Here is a 24,913-nt window from a genome sequence, read left to right as displayed (position 1 = left end):
TAGTTTTTTTATTAATTTTATAAAAAAATACAATGAAAATAAAAGACATTAAACAATTTTCAAATGCAGAAAAAATAATTCTTGCAGAGCAATTATGGGATAGCGTTGCTAAAAAAGAAATCGAACTTTCTGATGAAATAAAAAATGAATTAGACCATAGACTTCAAATTATTGAAGAAGGTAAAACTGAATATTATTCTTGGAATGATGTTAAAGATCATTTGAAGGAAATCAGGAAATGAAACCTATTCAATTCACAAAAGAAGCTGTTTTTGATATTGAAGAAATTGTTTTTTGGTATGAAGATCAAAGAGAAGGACTGTCGTATGATTTTGAATTATCTCTAGAAGCTGGAATAAATGAAATACAACGAACTCCATCAGCATTTCAAAAAAGGTATAAAGAAGTAAAAATTAGATTCATTAATAGATTTCCATGCGGTATTCATTACATAGTAAAGGATGAAATTATAACAATTATTGCCGTTTTTCATACTTCTCGTTCACCATCAAATTGGGTAAAAAGAAATAAATCTTAAATTTCAAACCTAAATCTTTCCAATTATAAATACTACTTTTGACATTTAAGAGTTATACTATTTATGTTGGAAAAGAGTTTTTTATGGTTGTTGCTGTTCTGTTTTTCGAGCCTATTTGCTCAAGAAATAGAAACGCCATACAAAAACAAAAAAGTTGCTTTTTCAAAAGATACTATTACACTTGATAAAGTCAGCATCAATAAATCATTTTTCAAAATCCTAAATTCAGAAGGAAACGAAATCGATTCGTCCTTTTATAAAGTCGATTTTCAAACTGCCAAATTAATTTTCAAAAACGATTATGTTTCTCAAGATTCACTTACAGTTCGTTATTTAAAATTTCCGGAATTTCTCACCAAAACCTATTCTATTTACGATGAAAATCGAGTGGTTCCAAACGAAGCCGGAAATCTTTACTCCGTAAAAAGAGACAATCTCAAAGCCTTCAAACCCTTCGACGGATTGAATACATCGGGAAGTATAAAACGTGGAATTACCGTTGGAAACAATCAAAATTCGACTGTAAACTCCAATCTCGATTTGCAAATTACAGGTAAAATTTCCGATAAAATTTCACTTCGCGCGTCAATTCAAGACAGTAATATTCCATTACAAGATGGCGGCTATTCCCAGACTTTAGATGAATTTGATCAAATATTTATCGAACTATTCACCGACAAATGGAACATCCGTGCAGGCGATTTATTTCTTGAAAACCGACAATCTAAATTTTTAAATTTCAATAAAAAAGTACAAGGTTTATCCACTCGTTTCACCTTTGGAACTCCAGAAAATAAAACCGAAGTTTTTGCATCTGGCGCAGTTGTCCGTGGTCAATATGCTCGAAGTAATTTTACTGGTCAAGAAGGAAATCAAGGTCCATATAAACTTCGTGGCAATAATGGCGAGTTGTACGTGCTTGTGATTTCGGGTTCTGAACGTGTTTTTGTGAATGGAATTTTATTAAAACGTGGCGAAAACAACGATTATATTATCGATTACAATGCCGGAGAAATTGTATTTACATCACTTTTTCCAATCACTTCAGAAATGCGAATCGTTATCGAATACCAATATTCTGATAGAAATTTCACCCGATTTGTAGCTTATGGTGGCGCAACTCACGAAACAGAAAAATGGTCTATTGGCGGATTTTTGTATTCTGAAAATGATGTAAAAAACCAACCTTTACAACAAAATTTATCTACAGAACAAGTTGCCATTCTTCAAAATGCTGGCGACGATGTTACACAAATGAATGCACCGTCAGCTTACGAAGATGTCTATTCTGAAAATAAAATTCTTTACCGAAAAATAACTGTTGGTGGCATCGAAGTTTTTGAATATTCTAACGACGAAACAGAAGCCTTATTTAATGTAAGATTCTCATTAGTAGGAAACAATTTAGGAAATTACGTCTTAGCAAATAACAACGCCATCGGAAAAATCTACGAATATATCGCACCAATTGCTGGAGTTCCGCAAGGAAATTTCGAACCAATTACCCGATTAATTGCGCCAACAAAAATTCAGATTGCAACAATTTTAGGAAAATACAATCCGTCAGAAAAGACTTTTATCGATTTCGAATTGGGTTTAAGCAACAACGATTTAAACTTATATTCCACAATTGATGACGACAATAACAAAGGAATTGCCGCAAAAATCAACGCCAAACAAAGACTATTTTCAGGCAAATTTGATGTTGATGCGTTCGCAAACTTCCAATTAGTTCAAGAAAACTTTAAAACCATAGAACGTTTGTTCAACATAGAGTTCAATCGCGACTGGAATCTAACCACGTTTTCGGGTAACCAGAGTTTGTTGATTACCGGTTTGAATTTCGATTTCAAAGAAAAAGGAACAGCTAAATATCAGTTGGAAAAACTAGATTTCGCCGATTCCTTTTCGGGAACACGACATATTATTCTGGGTTTATTCAAACATAAAAATGTCACTGTTCAACAAAACAGCAGTTATTTAAAAAGTACTGGAGACGTTTCAAACACGACGTTTCTTCGCAATCAAACGCGCGCAAAATACCATTTCAAGAAAAATTGGGTTGGCGGAAGTTTCAATCTCGAAGACAACCAAGAAAAATTAGTTGCTACCAATCAATTCACTGCTTTAAGCCAGCGTTTTTCAGAGTATGGTGCGTTTTTAGGTCGTGGCGACAGCACAAAAGTATATGCCGAAATTGGGTATTTGCATAGAAAAAACGATAGTTTGCAATTCGGAAATCTACAACGCGTAAACACATCCAATTCCTATTATTTAAAGTCGAAATTAATTCAGAATCAAAAAACCAATTTATCCCTTTTTGTCAATTACCGCCGATTGGTTTTCACCGATGCATCGCGTCCAGCAGAACCATCTTTGAACTCTAGATTGTTGTACAACGACAACTTTTTCAACCAGTTAATTCAAACTACAACCGCTTACGAAACCGCTTCTGGAACTATCGCACAACAAGAATTCACTTATCTCGAAGTCAATCCGGGTCAAGGTGTTTACATGTGGAACGATTACAACAACAATGGAATTCAGGAGTTACAAGAGTTTGAAATCGCACCATTTCCCGATCAAGCCAAGTACGTTCGTATTTTTTTACCCAATCAAATTTTCGTAAAAACCCATCAAAATAAATTCTCGCAATCGGTTACTTTAAATCCGTCAAAATGGACTAATAATAAAGGATTCACCAAACTCCTATCCTATTTTTACAACCAAACATCCTTTTTATTAGACCGAAAAATCGAACGCGATTCCGATAATTTCAATCTCAATCCGTTTTCATCGAGTGAAGACAATTTACTTGGCTTGAACACCAGTTTTAGAAACAGTTTGTTCTACAATCGAGGCAAACAAAAGCATTCGTTGACTTATACGTTCTTGAAAAGCAAGGTCAAAAACCTACTTTCTATTGGTTCGCAAGAAAACAGCACGAGTTCCAATCAGTTGCAATATGCCCATTTATTGAAGAAAAGTTGGTTGTTTAATTTAGATACTTCCAACTCAAAATCCGAAAGTGTTTCCGATAATTATGCCACAAGAAACTTCGAATTAGATATTTATACTATAGAGCCAAAAATCTCTTATCTGTTTTCAAACAACAAAAGTTTGTCTCTTTTCTACGAATTCAAAAACAAAGAAAATACCATCAATTTGCAGGAAACTTTAAAACAACAACGCTTTGGCTTGTCTTTTAATTATTCCGGCAGCAAAAAATTTACGGCCAACGGAGAATTCTCACTATATAATAATGACTTCACTGGCGACGAACTTTCACCTGTTGCGTTCCAAATGTTAGAAGGTTTGCAATCGGGTAAAAACAGTACTTGGCGACTGCTTTTGCAAAAAAATCTTACTGAATATTTAGACATCAACATCAATTATCAAGGTCGAAAATCAGACACGAGCGACACCATTCACACTGGAAATGTACAATTACGAGCTTTTTTTTAGGAGCGAATCGTTCGGGATTTATCGAATAACGCAATTCCAGCTATCCGTTGCAATCTCGTCTCGTTCGAAAAAACGAGACGACATTTCCACTCCTATCTGGGCTAAATGAGAAACTTGGTTACCTATTTGTAAACTTTTTTATCCAGATACTATCAAATAAAAATTATAAAAACTACTTTTGCAAAAAGATATTTTTCAATGAAATTTTACCAAAGATTAGCATACTATTTAGTCGGTTTAGTAATGGGTGCATTTGTTGTTGCCTTAGTATTATCTGGAAAAGACACACGTTGCAACTATTTTCCAAACTCTAGAGTTTTAAACGATTTGCGCAATAAACCATTCAATTACAGCATCGAAGCTTCAAGAAAATTATCAGAAGACTGGATTGACACCGTCGATATCAAAAACACATTAACCTATGGCGATGTAGATTTTGACAAAAGCAATGTGAGTTACCAAAACGGTAAGTTATATATCATTGAAGGACAAACCGTTCAAAAAGACACTATAACATTACGAGTGATCAACTATCCAAATAAAGCAGTTCTCGAAGACATCATCCGAAAAAAATAAAGAAATAAAACTATAAATAGAAATCCGTTTTGTGAAAGCAAAACGGATTTTTTTTGTTAAAATTTATAATATGTCTAATTCAATTTACTTCAATTATTAACTACTTTTGCAATAAAAAAAATGGCTAGGTTCAAAGAAAACGATTTACCAAAAGCAAAACTCAACGCAAGTTCTCTAAATAAAGCTTTATTAATATTTAAATACGCCGACAACCACAAATGGAAGTTCTACCTAGGTTTAGGATTTCTATTATTAACTGGCGGAACCGCACTAGCCTTCCCAAAACTAATGGGGATTTTAATAGACTGTGTAAAAAATAACGATTTATCTAAAGCTAATTCGATAGCTTTAGGATTAGTTGGAATTCTATTTCTACAGTCTTTTTTCTCCTTTTTTAGAATTTCATTATTTGTAAATTACACCGAAAATACGCTGGCAAACTTACGATTAGCGCTTTATAGTAATTTGATAAAATTGCCAATGCCATTCTTTACTCAAAAAAGCGCAGGCGAATTAAACAGTAGAATCAGCACCGACATCAATCAGATTTCAGATACTTTGGCGACAACAATTGCTGAATTTCTAAGACAGTTTATTCTAATTATTGGAAGTTTTATATTATTGGCAAGCATAAATTTAAAACTGACATTAATGATGATTTCCATTGTTCCGTTAGTTGCAGTTGCTGCTGTTATTTTTGGTAGATTCATAAGGAAATATTCTAAAAACCTGCAAGATCAAGTTGCCGATAGTCAAAGCATTGTGGTAGAATCATTGCAAGCGATTACGGTTGTAAAAGCATTTGCCAACGAATGGTATGAAATTGCACGTTACAAAAACAAAATTTCAGAAGTTGTCAAAGTTGCCATCAAAGGTGGAAATTACCGTGGATATTTTGCGTCATTCATCATATTTTGCTTATTCGGAACCATTGTTGCTGTTGTTTGGTATGGTGTAACTTTGAGTATCAAAGGCGAAATGACCGTTGGAGATTTAATTTCATTTGTATTATACTCAACTTATGTAGGCGCATCTTCTGGCGGAATTGCTGAATTGTATACGCAAATTCAAAAAGCTGTTGGCGCAACCGAACGCGTTTTTGAATTACTAGACGAAACTCCAGAAAAAATTAATACTTCTCAAAATCAATCCACTGAAAAGATAAAAGGAAATGTTTCGTTTCAAAATGTTTCATTTTCTTATCCATCACGACCAGAAGTTCAGGTTTTAAAAGATGTAAATTTCACAGCCAATTTTGGACAGAAAATAGCTATTGTTGGTCCAAGTGGCGCAGGAAAATCAACTATCTCTTCACTCCTATTGCGTTTTTATGATATCGATGGCGGACAGATTTTAATTGATAACAAAAACATCTACGATTACGAATTAGAAAATCTTCGTGGAAACATGAGTATTGTTCCACAAGATGTGATATTATTTGGTGGAAGCATTCGCGAAAACATAGCGTACGGAAAACCAAATGCAACCGAAGAAGAAATTATGACTGCAGCAAAACAAGCAAACGCCTACGATTTCGTAAACGGATTTCCAGAAAAATTCGATACATTAGTCGGAGAACGTGGCATCAAACTTTCAGGCGGACAACGCCAACGAATTGCCATTGCTAGAGCATTATTGAAAAATCCAAGCATCTTAATTTTAGACGAAGCTACATCATCTTTAGACAGTGAAAGCGAAAAATTAGTACAACAAGCTTTAGAAAATTTAATGGAAGGAAGAACAAGTATCATCATTGCTCACCGACTTTCAACCATAAGAAGTGCTGATGCAATCTTAGTCCTAAACGAAGGCAAAATTGCAGAAAAAGGAACTCACAAAGAACTTATAGAAATTGAAAATGGTATTTATAAAAATCTGAGTAATTTGCAGTTCAGCGACTATTAAAATTTGTACCGCTAATTCGCAAATTAAATGAGAAATAATTAGCGAATTTGTGGTAAAAAAAAAATCCCAAGATAAACTCGGGATTTTGATATTATAAAATTATTATTTTTCTTTTCTTCTATTTCGCTCTGTTTTCAACAAGTTTAATTCTCTACTTGTTTGTCCAGCAACAGAAGTATTTTCTTCGGCACGACGAATTAAATAGGGCATCACATCGCGAACTGGTCCAAATGGTAAATATTTTGCAACATTATATCCATGAGCAGCTAAATTGTAACTGATGTTATCGCTCATTCCGTACAATTGCCCGAACCAAATTCGTTGGTCTTTAATTTCAATTGCATTAGCTTTCAACATTTCCATTAATTTATAGGAACTTTCTTCATTGTGCGTTCCAGCGAAGATTGCCATTTTATCAATGTGTTTCATCATATAATCAACTGCTGCATTGTAATTGTCATCTGTTGCTTGTTTTGACGCACAAATAGGTGTTGGATAACCATTTTCTTCGGCACGTTTGTGTTCTTTTTCCATGTAAGCACCACGAACAATTTTCATTCCGATGAAGAAATCATCGCGTTTTGCTCTTTCATGCAAACCTTTTAAATAATCCAATCTATCCCAACGATACATTTGTAACGTGTTGAAAACAATTACTTTTTCTTTATTGTATTTGCGCATCATGTCTTCTACCAAATCATCGGCGGCATCTTGCATCCAACTTTCTTCGGCATCAATTAACAACGCAACATCTTTACTGTGAGCCGTTTTACAAATAATTTCAAAGCGTTCTAAAACTCTATTCCATTCGGCTTGTTCATCAGGTGAAAGTGGCTGCTTCTCTCCTACTTTTGTGTATAAATCCAATCGACCTAATCCAGTTGGTTTAAAAACCGCAAACGGAATTGCTTGACGTTCTTTAGCAAATTCAACTGTTTTCAATGTCATTTCTAAAGCAGCATCAAATTGATTTTCTTCTTCTTTTCCTTCAACAGAATAATCCAAAACCGATGAAACGCCTTTGGTATACATTTTATCAACAACCGAAAGACAATCCATTTCATTTACACCACCACAAAAATGGTCGAAAACCGTGGCACGAATCAATCCGTCAACAGGTAAATGGGCTTTTAAAGCAAAATTGGTTACTGCAGTTCCAATACGAACAAGTGGTTCATTGGAAATCATTTTGAAAAGAAAATAAGCTCTATCTAATTCGGTATCGCTTTTTAAAGAGAAAGCAACTTCGGTATTGTTAAAAATTTTATCCATAATAAGTTAAAGAGTCGCAAAAATTAATTGCATCTTTATTTAAAAAAAACATGATTTATACTTGTACAAATGTAAAAAATAATACTTTTGAGTTTTGATAAACTTATAAAAATATTTTCGAATGAATTCTAAAACCGATTCTACCGCTGTAAATTCGAAATTTAAAATTGACAATGACAAAAGTTACTTTGATTCTATTGCGATTATTCTTTTTATAGGACTACTTTTTACTGATTTTATTCCAGATTTTGACGTTGTAGGTTATACCATTCCTGTGCATTATTTGTATTTAAGCATTCTCAACCTTGTGATGGGAGTTTTTATTTATTTTAATGCAGTTTTGTTGAGTACTGGTTTTTTTAATAAGATCAAGAAATCTTTTTTCATAAAAATATACTTTCTATTTTTAGCTCTTTGTGGTGTTTCTTTATTTTTTGCTCCCAACCTTTCCTTAAGTATTGTCAATATTTGTTATCTACTGATTTCATTTTTAACGATAATTCATTTTGGTATTTTATTGAATAATAGATTGTATTTAATTTATAAATTGGTGTTTGTTGTGGTTTTATTTACATTTTTTGAAACCTCAATTGCCTTGATAAATTTTCTAGAGCTATTAAAGATTAATGCGAGTGAGGCCTATAAAATAAGTTTGAACACAGGAAATATCAACATTTTCGCAGTGTCATTAAACCTCAAAATCCCTTTTGTTTTACTTGGGATTTTTACTTTTTCTGGTTATAAAAAATGGATTTCTATAATTGCTTTTTCAAGCTCTTGTTTAATTTTATTTTTAAACAATAATAAAGCTGCATTTTTAAGTTTGGGATTAATTGTGCTACTCTTTCTTGCATATAAAGCTGTAAAAACCAAAGCATATAAAAAGATAGGTCTTGTAGTACTTCTTTTAATAGTTGCAATGGGAGTTGCTTACTTAGTCACATCTGTCGATAAAGAAACTTCAGTTCCAACTTCAGCGGTAAACAAAGCCTCTGATAATACTGAATTTTCAATGTTAAATTCATTAGACAAAGAAGAATCTGCATCAAGTAGAATTAAGTTTTGGAGAAATGCCATAGAATTATCTAAGCAAAATTTATTTACAGGCGTTGGACTGGGAAATTATCAAGTCGAAATTTCACCTTATGACAATAAATTATTGAACAATGGAAGTGTAACAATCCATCCACATAATGATTTTATAGAAATACTTGTTGAAACAGGAATTGTTAATGCATTAATTTACTTCACCTTATTTATAACTCTCTTGGTTATAAACGTTAAAAAATTAAAATCAGAAGATACGGAAATACGAACTATTGCACTGCTAACTCTATTAATATTGCTAGTTTATGGAATTGATTCGCTATTTAATTTTCCGTTATATCAACCCACTGTTCAAATTGGATTTTGTATAATTATGATTTTCACACTACTAAATCAATCCGTAGAAGTTGAAGAATCTAATTTGCTTGTATCCAAAAAATATTTTATACCATCAATTCTATTGAGTTTAACGCTACTCTATTTTACTTTTGAAATTTTTAAAACTTACAAGTTAGAATTAGAAATTAAAAAGGACTACGCCTTAGAAAAACATCTAATTTCTGCCGATTATATTGCAAAAAATCTTCCTAAATATCCAAATATCAATAATGAAACTTATCCTTTTTTACAAAAATTAGGTGTTTATCATTACTATGAAGGGAATTTTGAAGAAAGTAAAAAAGTATTTGCACAATCAAAAAAAATCAATCCTTATTCAGGTGTAGAAGATTGGTATCTAAGTAAAATTCATGCAAAAACAAATATTGATAGTGCTCAATATTACATCAAAAAATCATTTGAATCGAGACCGAGAGATCTTAATTCTTATCTTGATCTTCTACATATTTCAAATATTAAAAAAGATACATTAGAAATTATAAATACGAATACTGTTTTTTCTTCTTATAGAGATGAACCTATGAATTATATTCATACTTCTAATGCTCTTTACAATTCGGGTTATGATATAAAGAAATTAAACCAATTTATAGCGGAAGGTTTGTCAAAATTCCCTCAAGATTCCTTGTTACTTGATAGGAAAGAAATGTTTCAAAAAATTCTTGATGTAAAAAACGGCGTTGTTACTTCTAGTAAAGCTAAAGTTCAAAGTGTAAAAAACGATGAAAATACTGCTGCTGACAAGCGATTAAATAATGTTGTGAACATGAATATTTATCTGCAAGAAGCCGCAAATTATGGGGCAAAAGGACAATTTGATTTGGCCTTAAAGAATTATCTATTGGTTTTAGAAAAATATCCAGATAATTTAGCCATTCATCAAAATATAGGACTTTGCAAATTTGAACAGAAAAAATTTAAAGAAGCAATTCCCTATCTAGAAAAATCATTAGGCGATCAAAACTTAAACGATGGAAAATCTGAATATTTTTTAGGGATTTGTTATTTGAATACCCAAAATAAAGCCAAAGGTTGTTCTTTTTTAAATACAGCAAAAAACAAAAAATATCCAAACGCTGCTCAAATAATTGAACAATATTGTAAATAAAATCACACTTTAAGTTTTTAATTTTAAGTTGCTTATCTAATATAATTCATTTTTTTGTTAAGCAATTTTCAAGGCCTTTTTATAACGATTAAATACATAAAAAATGTCTTTTTTTTCGTTATAAAAAAGCTTCGATTTATTTTAACCACAAATTTCTATATACTTTATTTTTATCGTAATCAGATGCTTGTTTTTCTATATTGAAGTATCGGTTTCCTCTTGGATCGTTTCCTACACCTGCCAAATAAGCCCAATTTCCCCAATTGCTACATACATCATAATCAATGAGTTGTTGTTCAAAATAAGCTGCGCCATAACGCCAATCTAGTTTTAAATCGTTGCATAAATAACTAGCCACATTTTGACGTCCGCGATTGCTCATAAATCCTGTGAGTTTTAATTCTTTCATGTTGGCATCAACAAAATCAACTCCAGTTTCACCATCAATCCATTCTTGTAATTGGTGCGTGTTGTGCTTGTTTACTGGAATTCCTTTATTCTGAATTCCAGCTTGCTGAAAGAATTTGGCGTTGTATTTTTTCATCATAAATCTAAAATAATCACGCCATAACAATTCCAAAACCAACCAATAAGTCGAATCATTTGCTCCAAATTTTAGCTCATATTTTCTGAGTTCATCATAAATAAATCTCGGAGAAATACATCCCAAACCTAACCATGCAGAAAATTTTGAAGAATAATCGGCGCCAACCAATCCGTTTCTGGTTTCTTTATATTCTGAAATGCATTTGGTTTTAAAGAAATAGTGATTTAATCTTGCAATTGCTTCGGTTTCGCCACCTTTAAATTGTAAAACAGCTCTTGAATCTATTGGTTCAAAATTTAATCCTAATTCTTCTAATGTAGGCAATTTTAAAGGTTCGATTTCTGGAGATTTTATTTCTTTTGGTTCTTCAAAAGCAACTCTTATTACAGCATCTTTCTCTGTTTTTTTTCTGAAAGCAGTAAAAACATCAGGAATATCTTTTATTGAAAATGGCAAATCTTCGGCATGATATAATGTGCTTGTGCTAAATGTTTTTAGTTCGCATTTCAACTTAAATAATTCGTCTTGTACTCTAGCTTCTGTTTGCTTTTCTTCATAAGAAACTTCTCTTTTAGCAAAGACTTTACTAACCTTATATTCTTCTACAATTTTCGGAAGTTCTACTTCGGGTTTTCCTTTTAGAATTATTAATCCAGAACCAATTGCTCTTAAATTTTTATCCAAATCAACTAGTGATTCTAATAAAAATTGTGCTCTAAAATTTCCAGTTTTTTGGAATCCAAATTCGGTGGTAACAAAATCAGCATCATCAAAACAATACACCGGAATGATTTCATTGCTCTGTGAAATTGCTTTAATCAATGTTTCATTATCATGTAAACGTAAATCGGTTTTAAACCAAACTATTGAGGTTCTCATATTTTTACTTTTTTTCCTGCAAGGTTTTAAAAACCTTGTAGGTTTGATATTTATTTAGAATACCTACAAGGTCAAAAAAGACCTTGCAGGATTTATAGTTCATTTATATTTTTCAAATAATAATCAGCTTGTTGCAACAACGCTGTTTTGTCTTCGGGTTTCATTTTTCGCCACACGTTATACATCATTCCGATTCTTGGATTTATGCCTAATTTATCTTCGTTTCTATCATAAAAATTCCAATACAAACTGTTGAATGGGCACGATTTTTCTCCAGTTTTTAGGGCTTTTTTGTAAAAACAACTGCCACAATAATGACTCATTTTATCAATATACGAAGCCGAACTTACATAAGGTTTTGTGCCCACAATTCCGCCATCGGCAAACTGACTCATGCCGCGAGTATTAGTAATTTCAACCCATTCGAAGGCATCAATGTAAATTCCGAGATACCAAGCGTCTATTTCATCTGGATGAATTCCTGCTAAAAGTGCAAAATTTCCGGTAATCATTAATCGCTGAATGTGATGTGCATAAGCATAATTTAAAGATTGTTTTATCGCATCTTTCATGCAATTCATTTTGGTATTTCCTGTCCAAAACCAATCGGGTAATTTCTCTTGATTGTTGAAGAAATTCATGGTGGCAAATTCGGGCATTTTGTTCCAATAAATTCCGCGCATGTACTCACGCCAACCAATTATTTGACGCACAAAACCTTCTAATTGATTGAATTCTATTTCGTTTGGACGCTTTTTCCATTCTTCAATACATCGGTCTATAGCTTCTTGCGGCGAAATCATTTTTACGTTCATCGAAAATGAAATTCTAGAATGATATAATGACCATTCATTTGGCGTCATTGCATCTTGATAACTTCCAAATAGTTGCAAGCATTCAGTAGCAAAAAAATCTAATAATTCTAAAGATTGTACTCTATTTATTGGCCAAACAAAGTTTTTCGCATCAATTGTTCCAATGGTTTTTACATCGGTTTTTGTTATTTCTTGATAAATATTGGATACATCATTATTAAAAACTAATGGATCTGTTGGTTTATGATTTTTGGGTAACTTCAATCGGTTTTCACCATCATAATTCCATTGACCTGTGAGTGGTTTATCGCCTTCCATCATTACGTTGTGTTTTTTTCGCATGGCACGATAAAAACTTTCCATCAAATAGGTTTTCTTGCCCTCAAAGAAATCTCCGAGTTCATTTCGAGTTGTAAAAAAATGTTCCGAATCGACAACCGAACTTGTAATTGAAATGGATTCACAAAGTTTTTTTAAATCTAAATCAACTCGATATTCATCCGGTAATTGGTATTCAAAATGAGTAAAATTGTTTTTTAAAATTATGTTTTGAATATTTTTTTCAAAGGATTGTAAGTTATCATTATCATTTAGATGAATATAGATAAACTTATGATTTTTAGACAATAAGTCATTTTTAAATTCTTGCATTGCAGCGAAAATTCCAACAACTTTTTGAATGTGATGATTGGCGTAATCAGTTTCCGATCGAACTTCCATCATTACATAAGTAACCGAATCATCAACCGTTTTAAACCAGGTATGATTGCTGTTTAATTGATCGCCGAGAATTAATTTTAAAGTTTTTGACATTTACTTTTTTTTTGAACCATTAAGGAATTAAGAAAAATTAAGTTTTAAAAGTCTTAATGAAACTTAATATCTTAATGGTTTTAAATTATTTATTCATTCTACATTTATCACTACAATATTTCACTTCGTCCCAAACTTTTTCCCATTTTTTGCGCCAAGCAAATGGCTTTTGGCAAACAACACAGATTTTATTTGGTAGGTTTTGCTTTTTTACTCCGCGCATTTTTAGGTTTATTTGGATTACTAACGTGCTTTTTTAAAATTCGCTTTCCTTCTTCTTTTACATCATCTTTTTTTCTAAAACTCCAAACAATATCGCTTGCTTTTTTTCGAGTTTCATCAATATCTACTATTGGAAATGGATAATCTTTTCCTATTTCACAATTATAAAATTGTTGTTCAATTGCGTTTAATTTCCAAGGTTCATGAATCAATTCTACTGGAATTTCGGCTAATTCTGGTACCCATTTTTTAATAAAAATTCCATCTGCATCATGATCTTCGGAGTTCTTAATTGGATTGTAAATTCTAATCGTATTTATTCCAGTTGTTCCCGATTGCATTTGTATTTGCGGATAATGGATTCCGGGTTCGTAATCTAAAAATTGTCTTGCCAAGAAATGTAATTCACGCCAATCTTGCCATAAATTAAAGGTGAAAAACGAAACCACCATGGCTCGCATTCTAAAATTTACGTAACCTGTTTGAACCAAACATCGCATGCATGCATCCACAATTGGAACACCGGTTTTGCCTTCTTGCCAAGCTTTTATAAATAGTTCATTCTTAGGTTTTATCAAGGAATCATAAGCTCGATTTACATTTTCAAATTCCATTCTACATTCGTCTTCAAACTTTTGCATAAAATGACAATGCCAATGCAAACGAGAAACAAAATTTAACATCGCTCGTTTGTTGGGCGACGCTTCATAATGTTGATTGGTATATTGATAAATCATTCGCATACTGATGTTTCCATAAGTCAAATAAGGTGATAATCGGCTGCAGCCTTTTCGACTCAATTCGGGTTTAGAAATATGCTTACTGTAATTTACGTGGCGCTCTTTTGCGAAACTATCCAAATAACGCCAAGCCCAATATTCACCGCCTTCCTGAAAGTTTTTGTTTCGAGTTGTAATCTCTTTTGGAAGTTCTTCGCCTTTTAAATTTTGATATAAATCTGCTTCTAAATTTTCAAACTGAAACGTATTTAAATCAACCATTTTGGGTTCGGCTCGCATTTCTTGTTCCCAACGTTTGTCCCAATCGCTTCTTGATTTTAACATTCTAATTACACCATGCATTTGTGATTGTTTCCATTGAATTTTATTTGAATCAAAAAAACTTTGCATTGCAATATCTCTATCGAAAGTAACTTTGTTTCCAATTTCTTGATGTGAGAAAACCGATTTGATATCGTATATTTTCGTTAATTCTTCAAAAACTACATTCACTTCATTATGAAAAAAATAGATTTGTGTTTCAACCGATTTTAATCTGGCTTGCATTTCTTGAATCGATTCGTAAACAAAACGGCAATGACGCACATCAGAATCGTCATAATTCATAACCGAAGGTTCGAAAAAATAAACAAAAACAACCGGAATTTCCTCTTTTTGAGCCAAATAAAGTGGTTCGTGATCTGTAAAACGTAAATCACGTTTGAACCAAACAATATTTATAGTTTTTTTACTCAATTTTGTATTAATGAGGTGATTTCTTTATCGGGTTTTGCGTAGCTTAATCGGTCTAGTTGTATGGTTTTATGATAACTATCTAAACCAGAGCAAGTGATTGAATTGGCTTTCTCGATATCAATAAATCCATCTTCTAATAGGCAATTTTCTGGAATGTAAATTTGTACAATTTCTCCAACAATCATCGTTGTGTTATTTATAGAAATATCAATTTTTTCTTTAAATTCAATACCTAATTGTACATTACTTTCAACTACAAATGGTGCAAAAAAATCATTCTTGTATTCTGAATTTAAACCTGTTGCATCAAATTCTGAAACTCCTTTATCATATCTGGCAGAAGTTTGATGTGCTTTTTTAAAAATAGATTCGTTAATGTGATTTATGGTATAAAAACCTGTATCTAAAATATTGCGCATTGTATCACGTTCTGGTGGACTTGGCCGAAAAATCATTCCTATTAAAGGCGGATTTGCTCCAAGATGAAAAAACGAACTAAATATTGACAGATTTTTATTCTTGTTTTCATCGGAAGTTCCAACCAATGCAACACTTTTAAATCCACCTAAACTATTAATTAAGTGAACACGTTTTTGCTTTTCAAGTTGCAAAATCTGATTGTAATCGATATGAATTTGTGACATTTTACTTTGAGATTAACCTATGTGAACCCACTTTTTATCGCTGTTTAACTTGAATGTTCCAAGATGTTCTTTGTTCCATTCGTTTGGCGCAATTAAGGAAAGAGAATTTGTTCCGTCATTGTTGGCGTACAAATGATAAATTTCCCCAATTACAGGTTCGAAAGAGAATTTGGCGTTGTAAACCAACTCGTTCCATTCGAATTCTTGCATCAACTTTTCATATTGTAGTTTGAGTTCGCTAAACTTGTTTTCAAACTCTTTATTTACAGTGCTTATTCCTCTGCTTTTCCAAGAAACTACATCGTCCATTTTGATAACAGGCGCGCCAACACTTGTTGAATACGACAACAAACTCGCGTTGTAACCTTCATCTTCAGAAAAAACTACATTATCTGGCTTTTTACTTTCCATTATCGTTTCGAAATTTTATTATTTGAAATAGAACGTTGTAAATTGCATTTGAATCGGTCAATACCTTCTACTCTTTTGGCAACATGTTTGGTTTTGCAATTTTCAACACGTTCACGCCATAGCTTATAACTACTGAATTTTAGTTCTTTCTTCATCAGCGCTTTTACATCAGCTTCGGCTAAACCAAATTGGAATTTTATGGCATCAAAAGGCGTTCTGTCTTCCCAAGCCATTTCAATAATTCTATCTATCTGAATTTCAGTTAGTTCTTTTTTATCTATGTTCGCTATAATTGGTTTCAAAATCTTTTGTTTAATTATTTCTAATAAATATTAAACAAAAGTAATCAATTTTTACAAATGGTAATCATTTTAAAACAAAAAAATAAGTTAATTTTCAATCCTTCGACTTTAAATAATATCCTTATTTTTGCAAAATATAAAACACACTATGCAATCAATTGTAGCAAACGGATATTCTATTTATTTTAATGAAGCTGGATACGATCAAATCAATAAATCAATTGTAGAAAACAAGTATTCTTCTATTTTTATTTTGGTTGATGAACATACAAATGAGTATTGTTTGCCAAAATTACTATCCCATTTAGCTACAGAAATTTCGATCGAAATTATAGAAATAGAAGCTGGTGAAGAAATTAAAAACATTACAACTTGTCTAGAAGTTTGGTCGGTTTTATCTGATCTTGGAGCAGATAGAAAAAGTGTTTTAATCAATCTTGGTGGTGGAGTGATTACTGATATTGGCGGATTTATAGCATCTACTTTTAAACGAGGAATCGATTTTATTAATGTTCCTACCACTTTATTAGGAATGGTTGACGCTTCAATTGGTGGCAAAAACGGTGTTGATTTGGGTAATTTAAAAAATCAAATTGGCGTTATTAATGTTCCGAAAATGTTACTTATTGATACCCAATTTCTTGAAACTTTGCCACAAAATCAAATGAAATCGGGATTGGCAGAAATGTTGAAACACGGATTGATTTATGATAAAAAGTATTGGGAGATGTTTTCTGATTTGAGTTTGCTGAATTCTGACGATTTGGATTTATTGATTTATCGTTCGATTGAAATTAAAAACGAAATTGTAAAACAAGATCCAACCGAAAACGGAATACGAAAAGCATTGAATTTTGGTCATACTTTAGGTCATGCTATAGAAAGTTATTTGCTAGAAACCACTACTCCATTATTACACGGTGAAGCAATTGCTATTGGAATGATATTAGAAAGTTATATTTCTAAGGAAAAAGATTTGATTACAAATGAAGAATTTTTAGAGATAAAAAAGGTAATAACATCTATTTTTGAACCGCATTCTTTTAGTTCAAATGACATCATTTTAATACAAGAATTACTGATTCACGACAAGAAAAACGAGTACGGACAAGTACAATTTGCACTCTTAAAAAATATTGGAAATACAGCAATTAATCAATCGGTTGAAAGTGAATTAATTATTGCAAGTTTTAACAATTATAATTCATAACATTTTTTTAATAAAATACTTGCAATTCGCTTGTTTTATTTTTTACATTTGTCCTGATGAATAAAAAGAATAGTACCAATAGAAATAGCCAATTTTTGCTAAAAACCAATGCTGGATTTCAAGTGTTGTGCGTAGCATTTTTGACTTCTATAAAAATGATATTAAACCTTATTTTAGACATTATTAAAACTGATACTATTAAGTTACCGATAGTTTATGCTAATATTAGAGTTTGAATTGCAGATTAATTCGCCATTTTATTAATCTCAAAAACATTTAAAACACTAATGAATACAAAATATTTCGACTTAATCAATCAAACGTATTACTTTCCACAAGAAGAATTTACTTTAAATAAAGACAGCACATTACAATTTCATAACATCGATTTGATGAAATTGGTTGAGCAGTATGGCACGCCTTTAAAATTTACTTATTTGCCACAAATTTCTAATAACATTAAGAAAGCCAAAAACTGGTTTAGAAATGCTATGGAAAAAAATGCTTACGAAGGTAAATACTACTATTGCTATTGTACCAAAAGCTCTCATTTTGAATACATTATGAATGAAGCTTTCAAAAACAATATTCACGTAGAAACTTCATCGGCATTTGATATTAATATTGTAGAAAATTTACTTGAAAACGGTAAGATTAATAAAAGCACCTATATTATATGTAATGGTTTTAAAAGAGATCAATACATCACTAATATTGCTCGATTGATTAATACAGGACACAAAAATACTATTCCGATAATTGATAATTACGAAGAGTTAGATTTGCTTCAAGCAGAAATTAAAGGTAAATTTAAGATCGGAATTAGAATTGCTGCCGAAGAAGAGCCTAAATTTGAGTTTTACACTTCTCGATTGGGAATTGGTTACAAAAACATTTTGGCTTTCTACAAAAAACAAATCCAGGAGAATGATAAATTGGAGTTGAAAATGCTTCACTTTTTTATCAATACTGGAATAAATGATACCGCATACTATTGGAACGAATTAGTAAAATGTATCAAAGTTTATATTCAACTTAAAAAAGAATGTCCTTCGCTAGATGGATTAAACATTGGTGGCGGATTTCCTATAAAAAATTCATTGGCATTCGAATACGATTACCAATATATGATTGACGAAATTATCAATCAAATTAAGATTGCTTGTGACGAAGCTGAAGTTGATGTGCCAAATATTTTTACCGAATTTGGTTCGTTTACTGTAGGTGAATCTGGCGGAGCAATTTATCAAGTTTTATATCAAAAACAACAAAATGATAGAGAAGCTTGGAACATGATTGACAGTTCGTTTATAACAACTTTACCAGATACTTGGGCGATAAACAAACGTTTTATTTTGCTTGCCATAAATAGATGGAATGATACTTATGAACGCGTTTTACTTGGTGGAATGACTTGTGATAGTGATGATTACTACAATTCTGAACAAAACATGAATGCCATTTATTTGCCAAAATACAATAAAGAAAAGCCATTGTATATCGGATTTTTTAATACTGGAGCTTATCAAGAAACGATCGGTGGTTATGGTGGTTTGCATCACTGTTTGATTCCGCAACCAAAGCACATTTTGATCGATCGTGATAAAAATGGAATTTTGGCAACCGAAGTTTTCTCTGAACAACAAACAGCAGAAGACGTTTTAAAAATCTTAGGATACAACCAAAAGTAAATCGAAATTAAATTTCAAAAAACAGTTTGAATTTTTAGAAAAATAGTTTTTCTTTGATGTTCAAACGACATAAATAAACATTAAACAAAGAAAATGAGCAAAGGACCAATAAGTCAGTTTATTGAGAAGAATTACCTTCATTTCAATGCAGCAGCTTTAGTAGATGCAGCCAAAGGATATGAACAACATCTTCTTGAAAATGGAAAAATGATGATAACTTTAGCTGGTGCAATGAGTACAGCAGAGTTAGGAAAATCTTTGGCAGAAATGATTCGTCAAGATAAAGTACATATTATTTCTTGTACAGGAGCCAATCTTGAAGAAGATATTATGAATTTAGTAGCTCACAATTCATACAAAAGAGTTCCAAACTACAGAGATTTATCTCCGCAAGAAGAATGGGATTTACTTGAAAATCATTACAATAGAGTAACTGATACTTGTATTCCAGAAGAAGAAGCTTTTAGAAGATTACAATCGCATTTATTTGATATTTGGAACAATGCTGACTCTAAAGGAGAACGCTATTTTCCGCATGAATTTATGTATCAAATGATTAACTCTGGAGTTTTAGAACAGTATTATGAAATAGATCCTAAAGATTCTTGGATGGTTGCAGCTGCAGAAAAAAACTTACCAATTGTAGTTCCAGGATGGGAAGACAGTACAATGGGAAATATTTTTGCATCATATTGTATTAAAGGTACATTCAAACCTACTACAATGAAAAGCGGAATTGAATACATGATGTGGTTGGCAGATTGGTATCCTAAAAACTCTAGTGGAAAAGGAGTTGGATTCTTCCAAATTGGTGGAGGAATTGCTGGAGATTTCCCAATTTGTGTTGTACCAATGTTGTACCAAGATATGGAAATGCATGATGTTCCTTTTTGGAGTTATTTCTGTCAAATATCTGATTCAACAACAAGTTATGGTTCGTACTCTGGTGCAGTTCCAAACGAGAAAATTACTTGGGGTAAATTAGACATTCACACTCCAAAGTTCATTATTGAGTCGGATGCGACTATTGTTGCTCCATTAATTTTTGCTTATTTATTGGACCAATAAATACATTTATGAAATTGCCCTTAAAGGTGATAACAAACATGACCTACTAAAATAATATTGTACTTATATGAAAAGAATTATTGTTGATTATGCTAAGCTAACTGGCGATATTTTAAATTTACTAGTTGATAAATTTCCAGAAGGATATGATGATAGCGATATCATCCGATTTAGAAATGCACAAAACGAATTAGTTGAAGCTGTTGAAGTACGTACAGAAGATACTATTTATTTAGTTAAAGTAAGTACTAAATTGGCGAGCAGAATGGAAAAATTTGATGAAGATGACGATTTAGATTCAGTAATCGAACCAATCATTCCAATTGCAGGAATTGATGAAGATGATGATGCATCAAGCGATGATGATGATATTGAAGAAGAATTGCTAAAAGATAAAGGTGGATCTGACGATGGCGATGACGACGATGACGACGATGACGAACCATCAGACAACTTTGACGACGATGACGACGAAGAATAGATAATTAAAAATTCAATATTTTAAAACCCAAATTCCAATTGATAATTTTTATTGGAATTTGGGATTTTTTATGGACCAAATTTTGGAATTTGGATTTTATTCTTTTGGAATTTTCCTAAAGATATCTTTCTTCAAAAATTCTTTGGTGGTGATTTTGATGTCCAATTATTATAAAACCTAAAGCTCTAACCGACATTTGATTGTTATTTGCAGTTCCAATTCGAAGTAATTTATCTTCATTGAAAGATTTGAAAAGTAATAATGTTGCGTGTCTTACCGCCGATAATTCGGTTAGTAAATCCATGATAGTTCTGCTATTTGCATTGGCTTCATCCACATAATCATTTTCTTCAAAACCTGGTAAATCGGTTTTATCATTTCTTGCAAATCGCAATGCGCGATAGGCAAAAATTCGTTCGGCATCAATTAGGTGCAAAATGATATCTTTGATAGTCCATTTACCTTCGGCATATCGATAATCAAATTTATCCATCGGAATATCTTGCACAAATTTGATAAAGCGATGCAAGGAAATTTCTAATTCCTCTTGCAAAGTATATTCATCAGAAACTTGTGAAATATAATTTGCATAAAATGGTGCATATTCGTTGGGTTGTAATTGGTTTGGTTTCATTTGATTATTGAGTAAATGATTTGATATGTCAGAAACTGTGGGTTAAGACTTGAAAATCAAAAATACAAAACAAACTTTAAATTGATCCCTTAAAACCGAAATTTCTTATAGGTACGATCAGCCATTGCCTCATTTATTCACCAGCCCAGTCATCCATGATTACCTGTTTGATATTTGGGTTTGGATATAAAGTTAAAATGATTATAAAAACAGTAATTCCAATCAAAATTTACAAATAAAAGAAGTTTATTTATTCTTTTCTTGACTTCTTTTCCCTCCAAAATGAATAAACAAATTAAATGCAATATTTGTCACTTTTCTATCCGTAGTTTTTAAAATCGAATTTAGTCCCCATTCATATCTTGTCCCTAAACTAATTTTATTACTAATCTGATATCTAAAATCAAAAAATAAGGAAGAAAAATTTGTGGTTTCAGTACTTATATTTTTAGTGCCAGTTGCGGTTTTAAGTTCGGGATTAAACAAATAATTTTGCATGAGCCCTGTACTTAAATTCATACTCTTGCCAATGTCAAACATGGGCCCAATATATAAGGCTAAATTTCCAGTTGTAAATTCTCCGCTTAAGCCTGGACTTATTGCTACATCTCCATAATTACGCCATGAGCCATCAATCTGGGAATAGATAGATAGCCTATTGGTAATTTTTCTGCTAAAATAAAAACCGCCTCCTACGCCAACATGATTAAGATCATCATTCAAGCCAAAAAAATTGGTAGATAATATAGCGCCAAATTTATTTTTTGATGGTGTGATGTCTTGTGCAACTAATGTTGTTATTGTTGCACAAAGTAATGTGAGTGTTAAAAATGATTTCTTCATAAATTGAATCTAAAGATTATTGATTTATTTAGAATTAAACTTTAACTTAAAACGATGCCAACCATTCAGCTGTTTTAGTCACTAATAATGGGTTAAATTTATCTTGCATAATTTGGGCATAGTTGCCTGAATGCTTAAGCTTAATCCCTTCCTCCATAGAACCTACTAAGGCAAATGCATGATCGGTACCTTCTAAAATAATGGCTTTAGAGTGCTTGGCATTTTTTGCGTTTGTCCAACCAAGCATAGCGGTTGCATACTCTTTATCAATCGCCTCAAAATCGGAAGTTCCATATATGATAAGGATTGGGCAGGTTACTTTTTCCCAGTACTTTTTAGGGTCTATCTTATTCAATTCTCTATTAAAAGCTAATGACCTATAAATAATGGTGTTGTCTTTTTCATTCCAGCCAAAAACTTGTTGTAGCACGGGATCATATTCTGGTTTGTCTTTAATGATTTGCTGTGGTGTTTTATTCTCGTCAAAAATTGCTGTAATCACTTCTTTAGTGTAATTTTTATATTCTAAAGCTACATCTGGGCTATTGCCCGATTGCAACAAACTTCTGTTTATAATTTCGGGATAATAGCTTCCAAAATTGGTAGTTAATGTGCCATAAACCATTGCACCTTTAACGGCAGGATTAGTGCTTGCAAGTATTGGTGTAATCATACCGCCCATACTGTGTCCAAAGAGGTAGATTTTTTTGGAATCGATGGTTTTGTTTTTCATTAAAGATTCTAAACCTGTTTGAAATTGCTCAAGTTCTTGATTAAAAGTCATTTGATCGCAGGTAGTAAATTTTCCTTCACTGTCACCTGCACCTGGTTTGTCAATTCGCATAACGGCACAACCTTGCAATGTCATTTCGTTGCAAAATTGTTCGTATGGGTCTTTTTCTGGCAGCTCAATCACCGATTCGCACATATTTCCTTGAATAAAAAGGATAGCTGGTAATTTACCCGAAGCATTAACCGGTTTTGAGAGTAAGGTTCTTAAATAACCGAATGAAGTTTTAATTTCACCATATTCATAATGAATACCTTGTTTAGTTTTGCTTACTTTTGCTTTTGCAGTTGTTCTTAACTGCACAAAAGCTTTATTTCTCCAAACTTTATATGCAACAGAATTACCCACGGTTATTTCTGATAATGGTGGACTGGTAAATGTGCTTACATCAGCAATAGGAGTGCCATTGATTTCTACAATGATATCTCCTTCTTTTATTCCAGCACTTTCTGAAGTAGAGTTTGGAACAACGCCTTCAACAAAAACTCCTTGATCACCATTAAAAGATTTTTCTTGCTTTATTTCAGCAGTTAAGATTTGGTAGCGAAACCCATTTGAATATTTTCTTTTTAGAACTTGCGCATTGAGAGAACTCATAATAGTGCAAAGTAGAAGTAGCGAATAAATTGTTTTTTTCATAATTTTTAAGATTATTAATTCATTTTTTTGATCTTGACCGTTTAAATTTGTTATAGTGTTTTTACGGTTGTGTCATCTAAACTATAGGTTTTGGCGGTTGTTTTTTCAGTAGTCATTATTTAGTTTGATATAATGCAATTCTGTTTCCTTCTGTATCTTCAAATTCGGCAACAAGTCCAATTCCATTGTCTGTTTTGGGATATAAAATTTGTCCACCATTTGAGGTAGCTAATTTTAGTGTTTCATCAATATTTTCTGTATTGAAGTAAATCAAAACTCCATCTTTTGTCGGTTTATAGATTTCTCCTTTTGCTAATGCACCTGAAATTCCTGAATTTTCGACAGCAAATGGAAACAATGCCATTTCATTATTGTCAATGGTTTCTTTGTCAAAGTCAAAGTGGAACACAGCGTTGTAAAACTTTATTGCTCTTTCAATGTCAGTCACTGGGATTTCAAAATAAACAACTGGGTTTGATTTTTTTGTCATAAGATTTTTGTCAGTTTGTTTAATTGTTGTTTTTGGATTGACGCCACAAGAAGTTAGAATTTGAATTAACACTCCGAAAATTATTGTTGTCAGTATGTTTTTAGTTCTGTTCATTTAACTTATTCTGTCCATTTACAGGTCGTTTTAAAATTCTCCCTTCAACACATCCACACCAATGGCATATCCATAAACTTTTCCATTGGCATCTTTGTAAATTCTTATTTTATTGAAAGCCATTCCTAAATTGACAATCGCCCAGTTTTCTATAGGCGATGGTTTTTTTGTATCTTCAAAATTAAAAACTGATGCTTTTGCTAGTTACCGTTGCACCCTTCTGATTGGTAGTTTCTGTATGAAACACAATAGTTCCCTTTTCTTCATTAATAAATATTTCATCAATTGGCTCATCTCCTTTTTTTACGATACTTACTTCATTACCATCCTTACACTTGTAATCTATTTTTATAGCGGTAATTTCATTATTCGAATTCCGTTTTATTTTGGATGTATTTAACTGAATCTCATATTTCTTTTCTAAAATTTCAGTAATTCGTTTTATTTCAACATCAGTCGAAGATTTGTTGATTGAAAAATCTGCTAACTTGGCATTAACAGTTTCTTGTTTGTTGTTGTTTTCTTTTTGTTGCGC

The 24,913-nt window shown here is 32.0% G+C and carries 22 protein-coding genes and 1 pseudogene; 10 read left to right on the top strand and 13 right to left on the bottom strand.

The features are described 5' to 3' along the window. Positions 1–32: 32 nt before the first annotated feature. From DIU01_RS12215 to DIU01_RS12195, 5 genes are all read left to right on the top strand, one after another. On the top strand, positions 33–242 hold the full coding sequence (locus DIU01_RS12215; protein ID WP_290834856.1) for an addiction module protein: 210 nt from the start codon (positions 33–35) through the stop codon (positions 240–242). Next, the gene (locus tag DIU01_RS12210) at positions 239–538 is read left to right on the top strand and encodes a type II toxin-antitoxin system RelE/ParE family toxin (protein WP_290834854.1); all 300 of its coding nucleotides are present in this window, start codon (positions 239–241) and stop codon (positions 536–538) included. The genes DIU01_RS12215 and DIU01_RS12210 overlap by 4 nt, the downstream gene beginning before the upstream one ends. Positions 539–601: 63 nt before the next feature. Beyond that, complete coding sequence (locus tag DIU01_RS12205; RefSeq protein WP_290834852.1) at positions 602–4,003, top strand: hypothetical protein; 3,402 nt, start codon at positions 602–604, stop codon at positions 4,001–4,003. A 198-nt stretch (positions 4,004–4,201) separates the two neighbouring features. Beyond that, positions 4,202–4,579 (top strand): DUF4258 domain-containing protein, encoded by a 378-nt coding sequence (locus DIU01_RS12200; RefSeq protein ID WP_290834850.1) that lies wholly within the window; start codon positions 4,202–4,204, stop codon positions 4,577–4,579. A 120-nt stretch (positions 4,580–4,699) separates the two neighbouring features. After that, positions 4,700–6,484: an ABC transporter transmembrane domain-containing protein gene (locus tag DIU01_RS12195; protein WP_290834848.1), complete on the top strand. Its 1,785-nt coding sequence runs from the start codon at positions 4,700–4,702 to the stop codon at positions 6,482–6,484. A 102-nt stretch (positions 6,485–6,586) separates the two neighbouring features. On the opposite strand, the gene DIU01_RS12190 is transcribed toward DIU01_RS12195, so the two are convergent. Beyond that, positions 6,587–7,756, bottom strand: coding sequence for a proline dehydrogenase family protein (locus DIU01_RS12190; protein WP_290834846.1), 1,170 nt, complete (start codon positions 7,754–7,756; stop codon positions 6,587–6,589). A 343-nt stretch (positions 7,757–8,099) separates the two neighbouring features. Between DIU01_RS12190 and DIU01_RS12185 the strand changes: the two genes are divergently transcribed. After that, entirely contained in the window at positions 8,100–10,310 is a 2,211-nt protein-coding gene (locus DIU01_RS12185; protein WP_290834844.1) for an O-antigen ligase family protein, read from the top strand. A gap of 136 nt (positions 10,311–10,446) precedes the next feature. Here the strand turns inward: DIU01_RS12185 and DIU01_RS12180 are convergent, their stop codons facing one another. From DIU01_RS12180 to DIU01_RS12150, 7 genes are all read right to left on the bottom strand, one after another. After that, positions 10,447–11,736: a DASH family cryptochrome gene (locus DIU01_RS12180; RefSeq protein ID WP_290834842.1), complete on the bottom strand. Its 1,290-nt coding sequence runs from the start codon at positions 11,734–11,736 to the stop codon at positions 10,447–10,449. 92 nt (positions 11,737–11,828) lie between these two features. Further along, positions 11,829–13,364, bottom strand: coding sequence for a cryptochrome/photolyase family protein (locus DIU01_RS12175; RefSeq protein ID WP_290834840.1), 1,536 nt, complete (start codon positions 13,362–13,364; stop codon positions 11,829–11,831). An 85-nt stretch (positions 13,365–13,449) separates the two neighbouring features. Beyond that, entirely contained in the window at positions 13,450–13,587 is a 138-nt protein-coding gene (locus DIU01_RS12170; RefSeq protein ID WP_187656626.1) for a DUF2256 domain-containing protein, read from the bottom strand. Next, entirely contained in the window at positions 13,553–15,061 is a 1,509-nt protein-coding gene (locus DIU01_RS12165; RefSeq protein WP_290834837.1) for a cryptochrome/deoxyribodipyrimidine photo-lyase family protein, read from the bottom strand. The genes DIU01_RS12170 and DIU01_RS12165 overlap by 35 nt, the downstream gene beginning before the upstream one ends. After that, complete coding sequence (locus tag DIU01_RS12160) at positions 15,058–15,705, bottom strand: flavin reductase family protein (RefSeq protein WP_290834835.1); 648 nt, start codon at positions 15,703–15,705, stop codon at positions 15,058–15,060. Before DIU01_RS12160 ends, DIU01_RS12165 begins: the two co-directional genes overlap by 4 nt. Before the next feature lie 12 nt (positions 15,706–15,717). After that, positions 15,718–16,116, bottom strand: a complete 399-nt coding sequence (locus DIU01_RS12155) for a DUF2452 domain-containing protein (protein ID WP_290834832.1) — start codon at positions 16,114–16,116, stop codon at positions 15,718–15,720. Beyond that, positions 16,116–16,418: a TIGR03643 family protein gene (locus DIU01_RS12150; RefSeq protein WP_290834830.1), complete on the bottom strand. Its 303-nt coding sequence runs from the start codon at positions 16,416–16,418 to the stop codon at positions 16,116–16,118. The genes DIU01_RS12155 and DIU01_RS12150 overlap by 1 nt, the downstream gene beginning before the upstream one ends. A 148-nt stretch (positions 16,419–16,566) precedes the next feature. Here DIU01_RS12150 and aroB point away from each other — a divergent pair, with 148 nt between their 5' ends. The 4 genes from aroB to DIU01_RS12130 all read left to right on the top strand — a co-directional run bounded on the left by aroB (position 16,567) and on the right by DIU01_RS12130 (position 20,868). Further along, positions 16,567–17,628 (top strand): 3-dehydroquinate synthase, encoded by a 1,062-nt coding sequence (gene aroB, locus DIU01_RS12145; RefSeq protein WP_290834828.1) that lies wholly within the window; start codon positions 16,567–16,569, stop codon positions 17,626–17,628. A gap of 287 nt (positions 17,629–17,915) precedes the next feature. After that, positions 17,916–19,319 (top strand): arginine decarboxylase, encoded by a 1,404-nt coding sequence (locus DIU01_RS12140; RefSeq protein WP_290834826.1) that lies wholly within the window; start codon positions 17,916–17,918, stop codon positions 19,317–19,319. Between the two features lie 93 nt (positions 19,320–19,412). Continuing rightward, positions 19,413–20,387 (top strand): deoxyhypusine synthase family protein, encoded by a 975-nt coding sequence (locus tag DIU01_RS12135; protein ID WP_290834824.1) that lies wholly within the window; start codon positions 19,413–19,415, stop codon positions 20,385–20,387. Positions 20,388–20,454: 67 nt separating this feature from the next. Then, entirely contained in the window at positions 20,455–20,868 is a 414-nt protein-coding gene (locus DIU01_RS12130; protein ID WP_290834822.1) for a DNA primase, read from the top strand. 115 nt (positions 20,869–20,983) lie between these two features. Here DIU01_RS12130 and DIU01_RS12125 read toward each other — a convergent pair whose 3' ends face one another. The 5 genes and pseudogenes from DIU01_RS12125 to DIU01_RS12105 all read right to left on the bottom strand — a co-directional run. Next, positions 20,984–21,502 carry a DinB family protein gene (locus DIU01_RS12125; protein WP_290834820.1) on the bottom strand — a complete coding sequence of 173 codons (519 nt, stop codon included), beginning with the start codon at positions 21,500–21,502 and terminating at the stop codon, positions 20,984–20,986. A 246-nt stretch (positions 21,503–21,748) separates the two neighbouring features. Beyond that, positions 21,749–22,345, bottom strand: a complete 597-nt coding sequence (locus tag DIU01_RS12120; protein ID WP_290834817.1) for a hypothetical protein — start codon at positions 22,343–22,345, stop codon at positions 21,749–21,751. Between the two features lie 46 nt (positions 22,346–22,391). Further along, the gene (locus DIU01_RS12115; protein ID WP_290834815.1) at positions 22,392–23,774 is read right to left on the bottom strand and encodes an alpha/beta fold hydrolase; all 1,383 of its coding nucleotides are present in this window, start codon (positions 23,772–23,774) and stop codon (positions 22,392–22,394) included. 115 nt (positions 23,775–23,889) lie between these two features. Next, positions 23,890–24,264, bottom strand: a complete 375-nt coding sequence (locus DIU01_RS12110) for a VOC family protein (protein WP_290834813.1) — start codon at positions 24,262–24,264, stop codon at positions 23,890–23,892. Positions 24,265–24,559: 295 nt separating this feature from the next. Next, positions 24,560–24,913, bottom strand: a pseudogene (locus DIU01_RS12105) (hypothetical protein); the annotation flags it as partial.

It is taken from the genome of Flavobacterium sp. (assembly GCF_003525665.1).
Lineage (GTDB): Bacteria > Bacteroidota > Bacteroidia > Flavobacteriales > Flavobacteriaceae > Flavobacterium.
The sequence above is the reverse complement of the archived record's forward strand: the minus strand, read 5'-3'. Positions and strand labels throughout refer to the sequence as shown.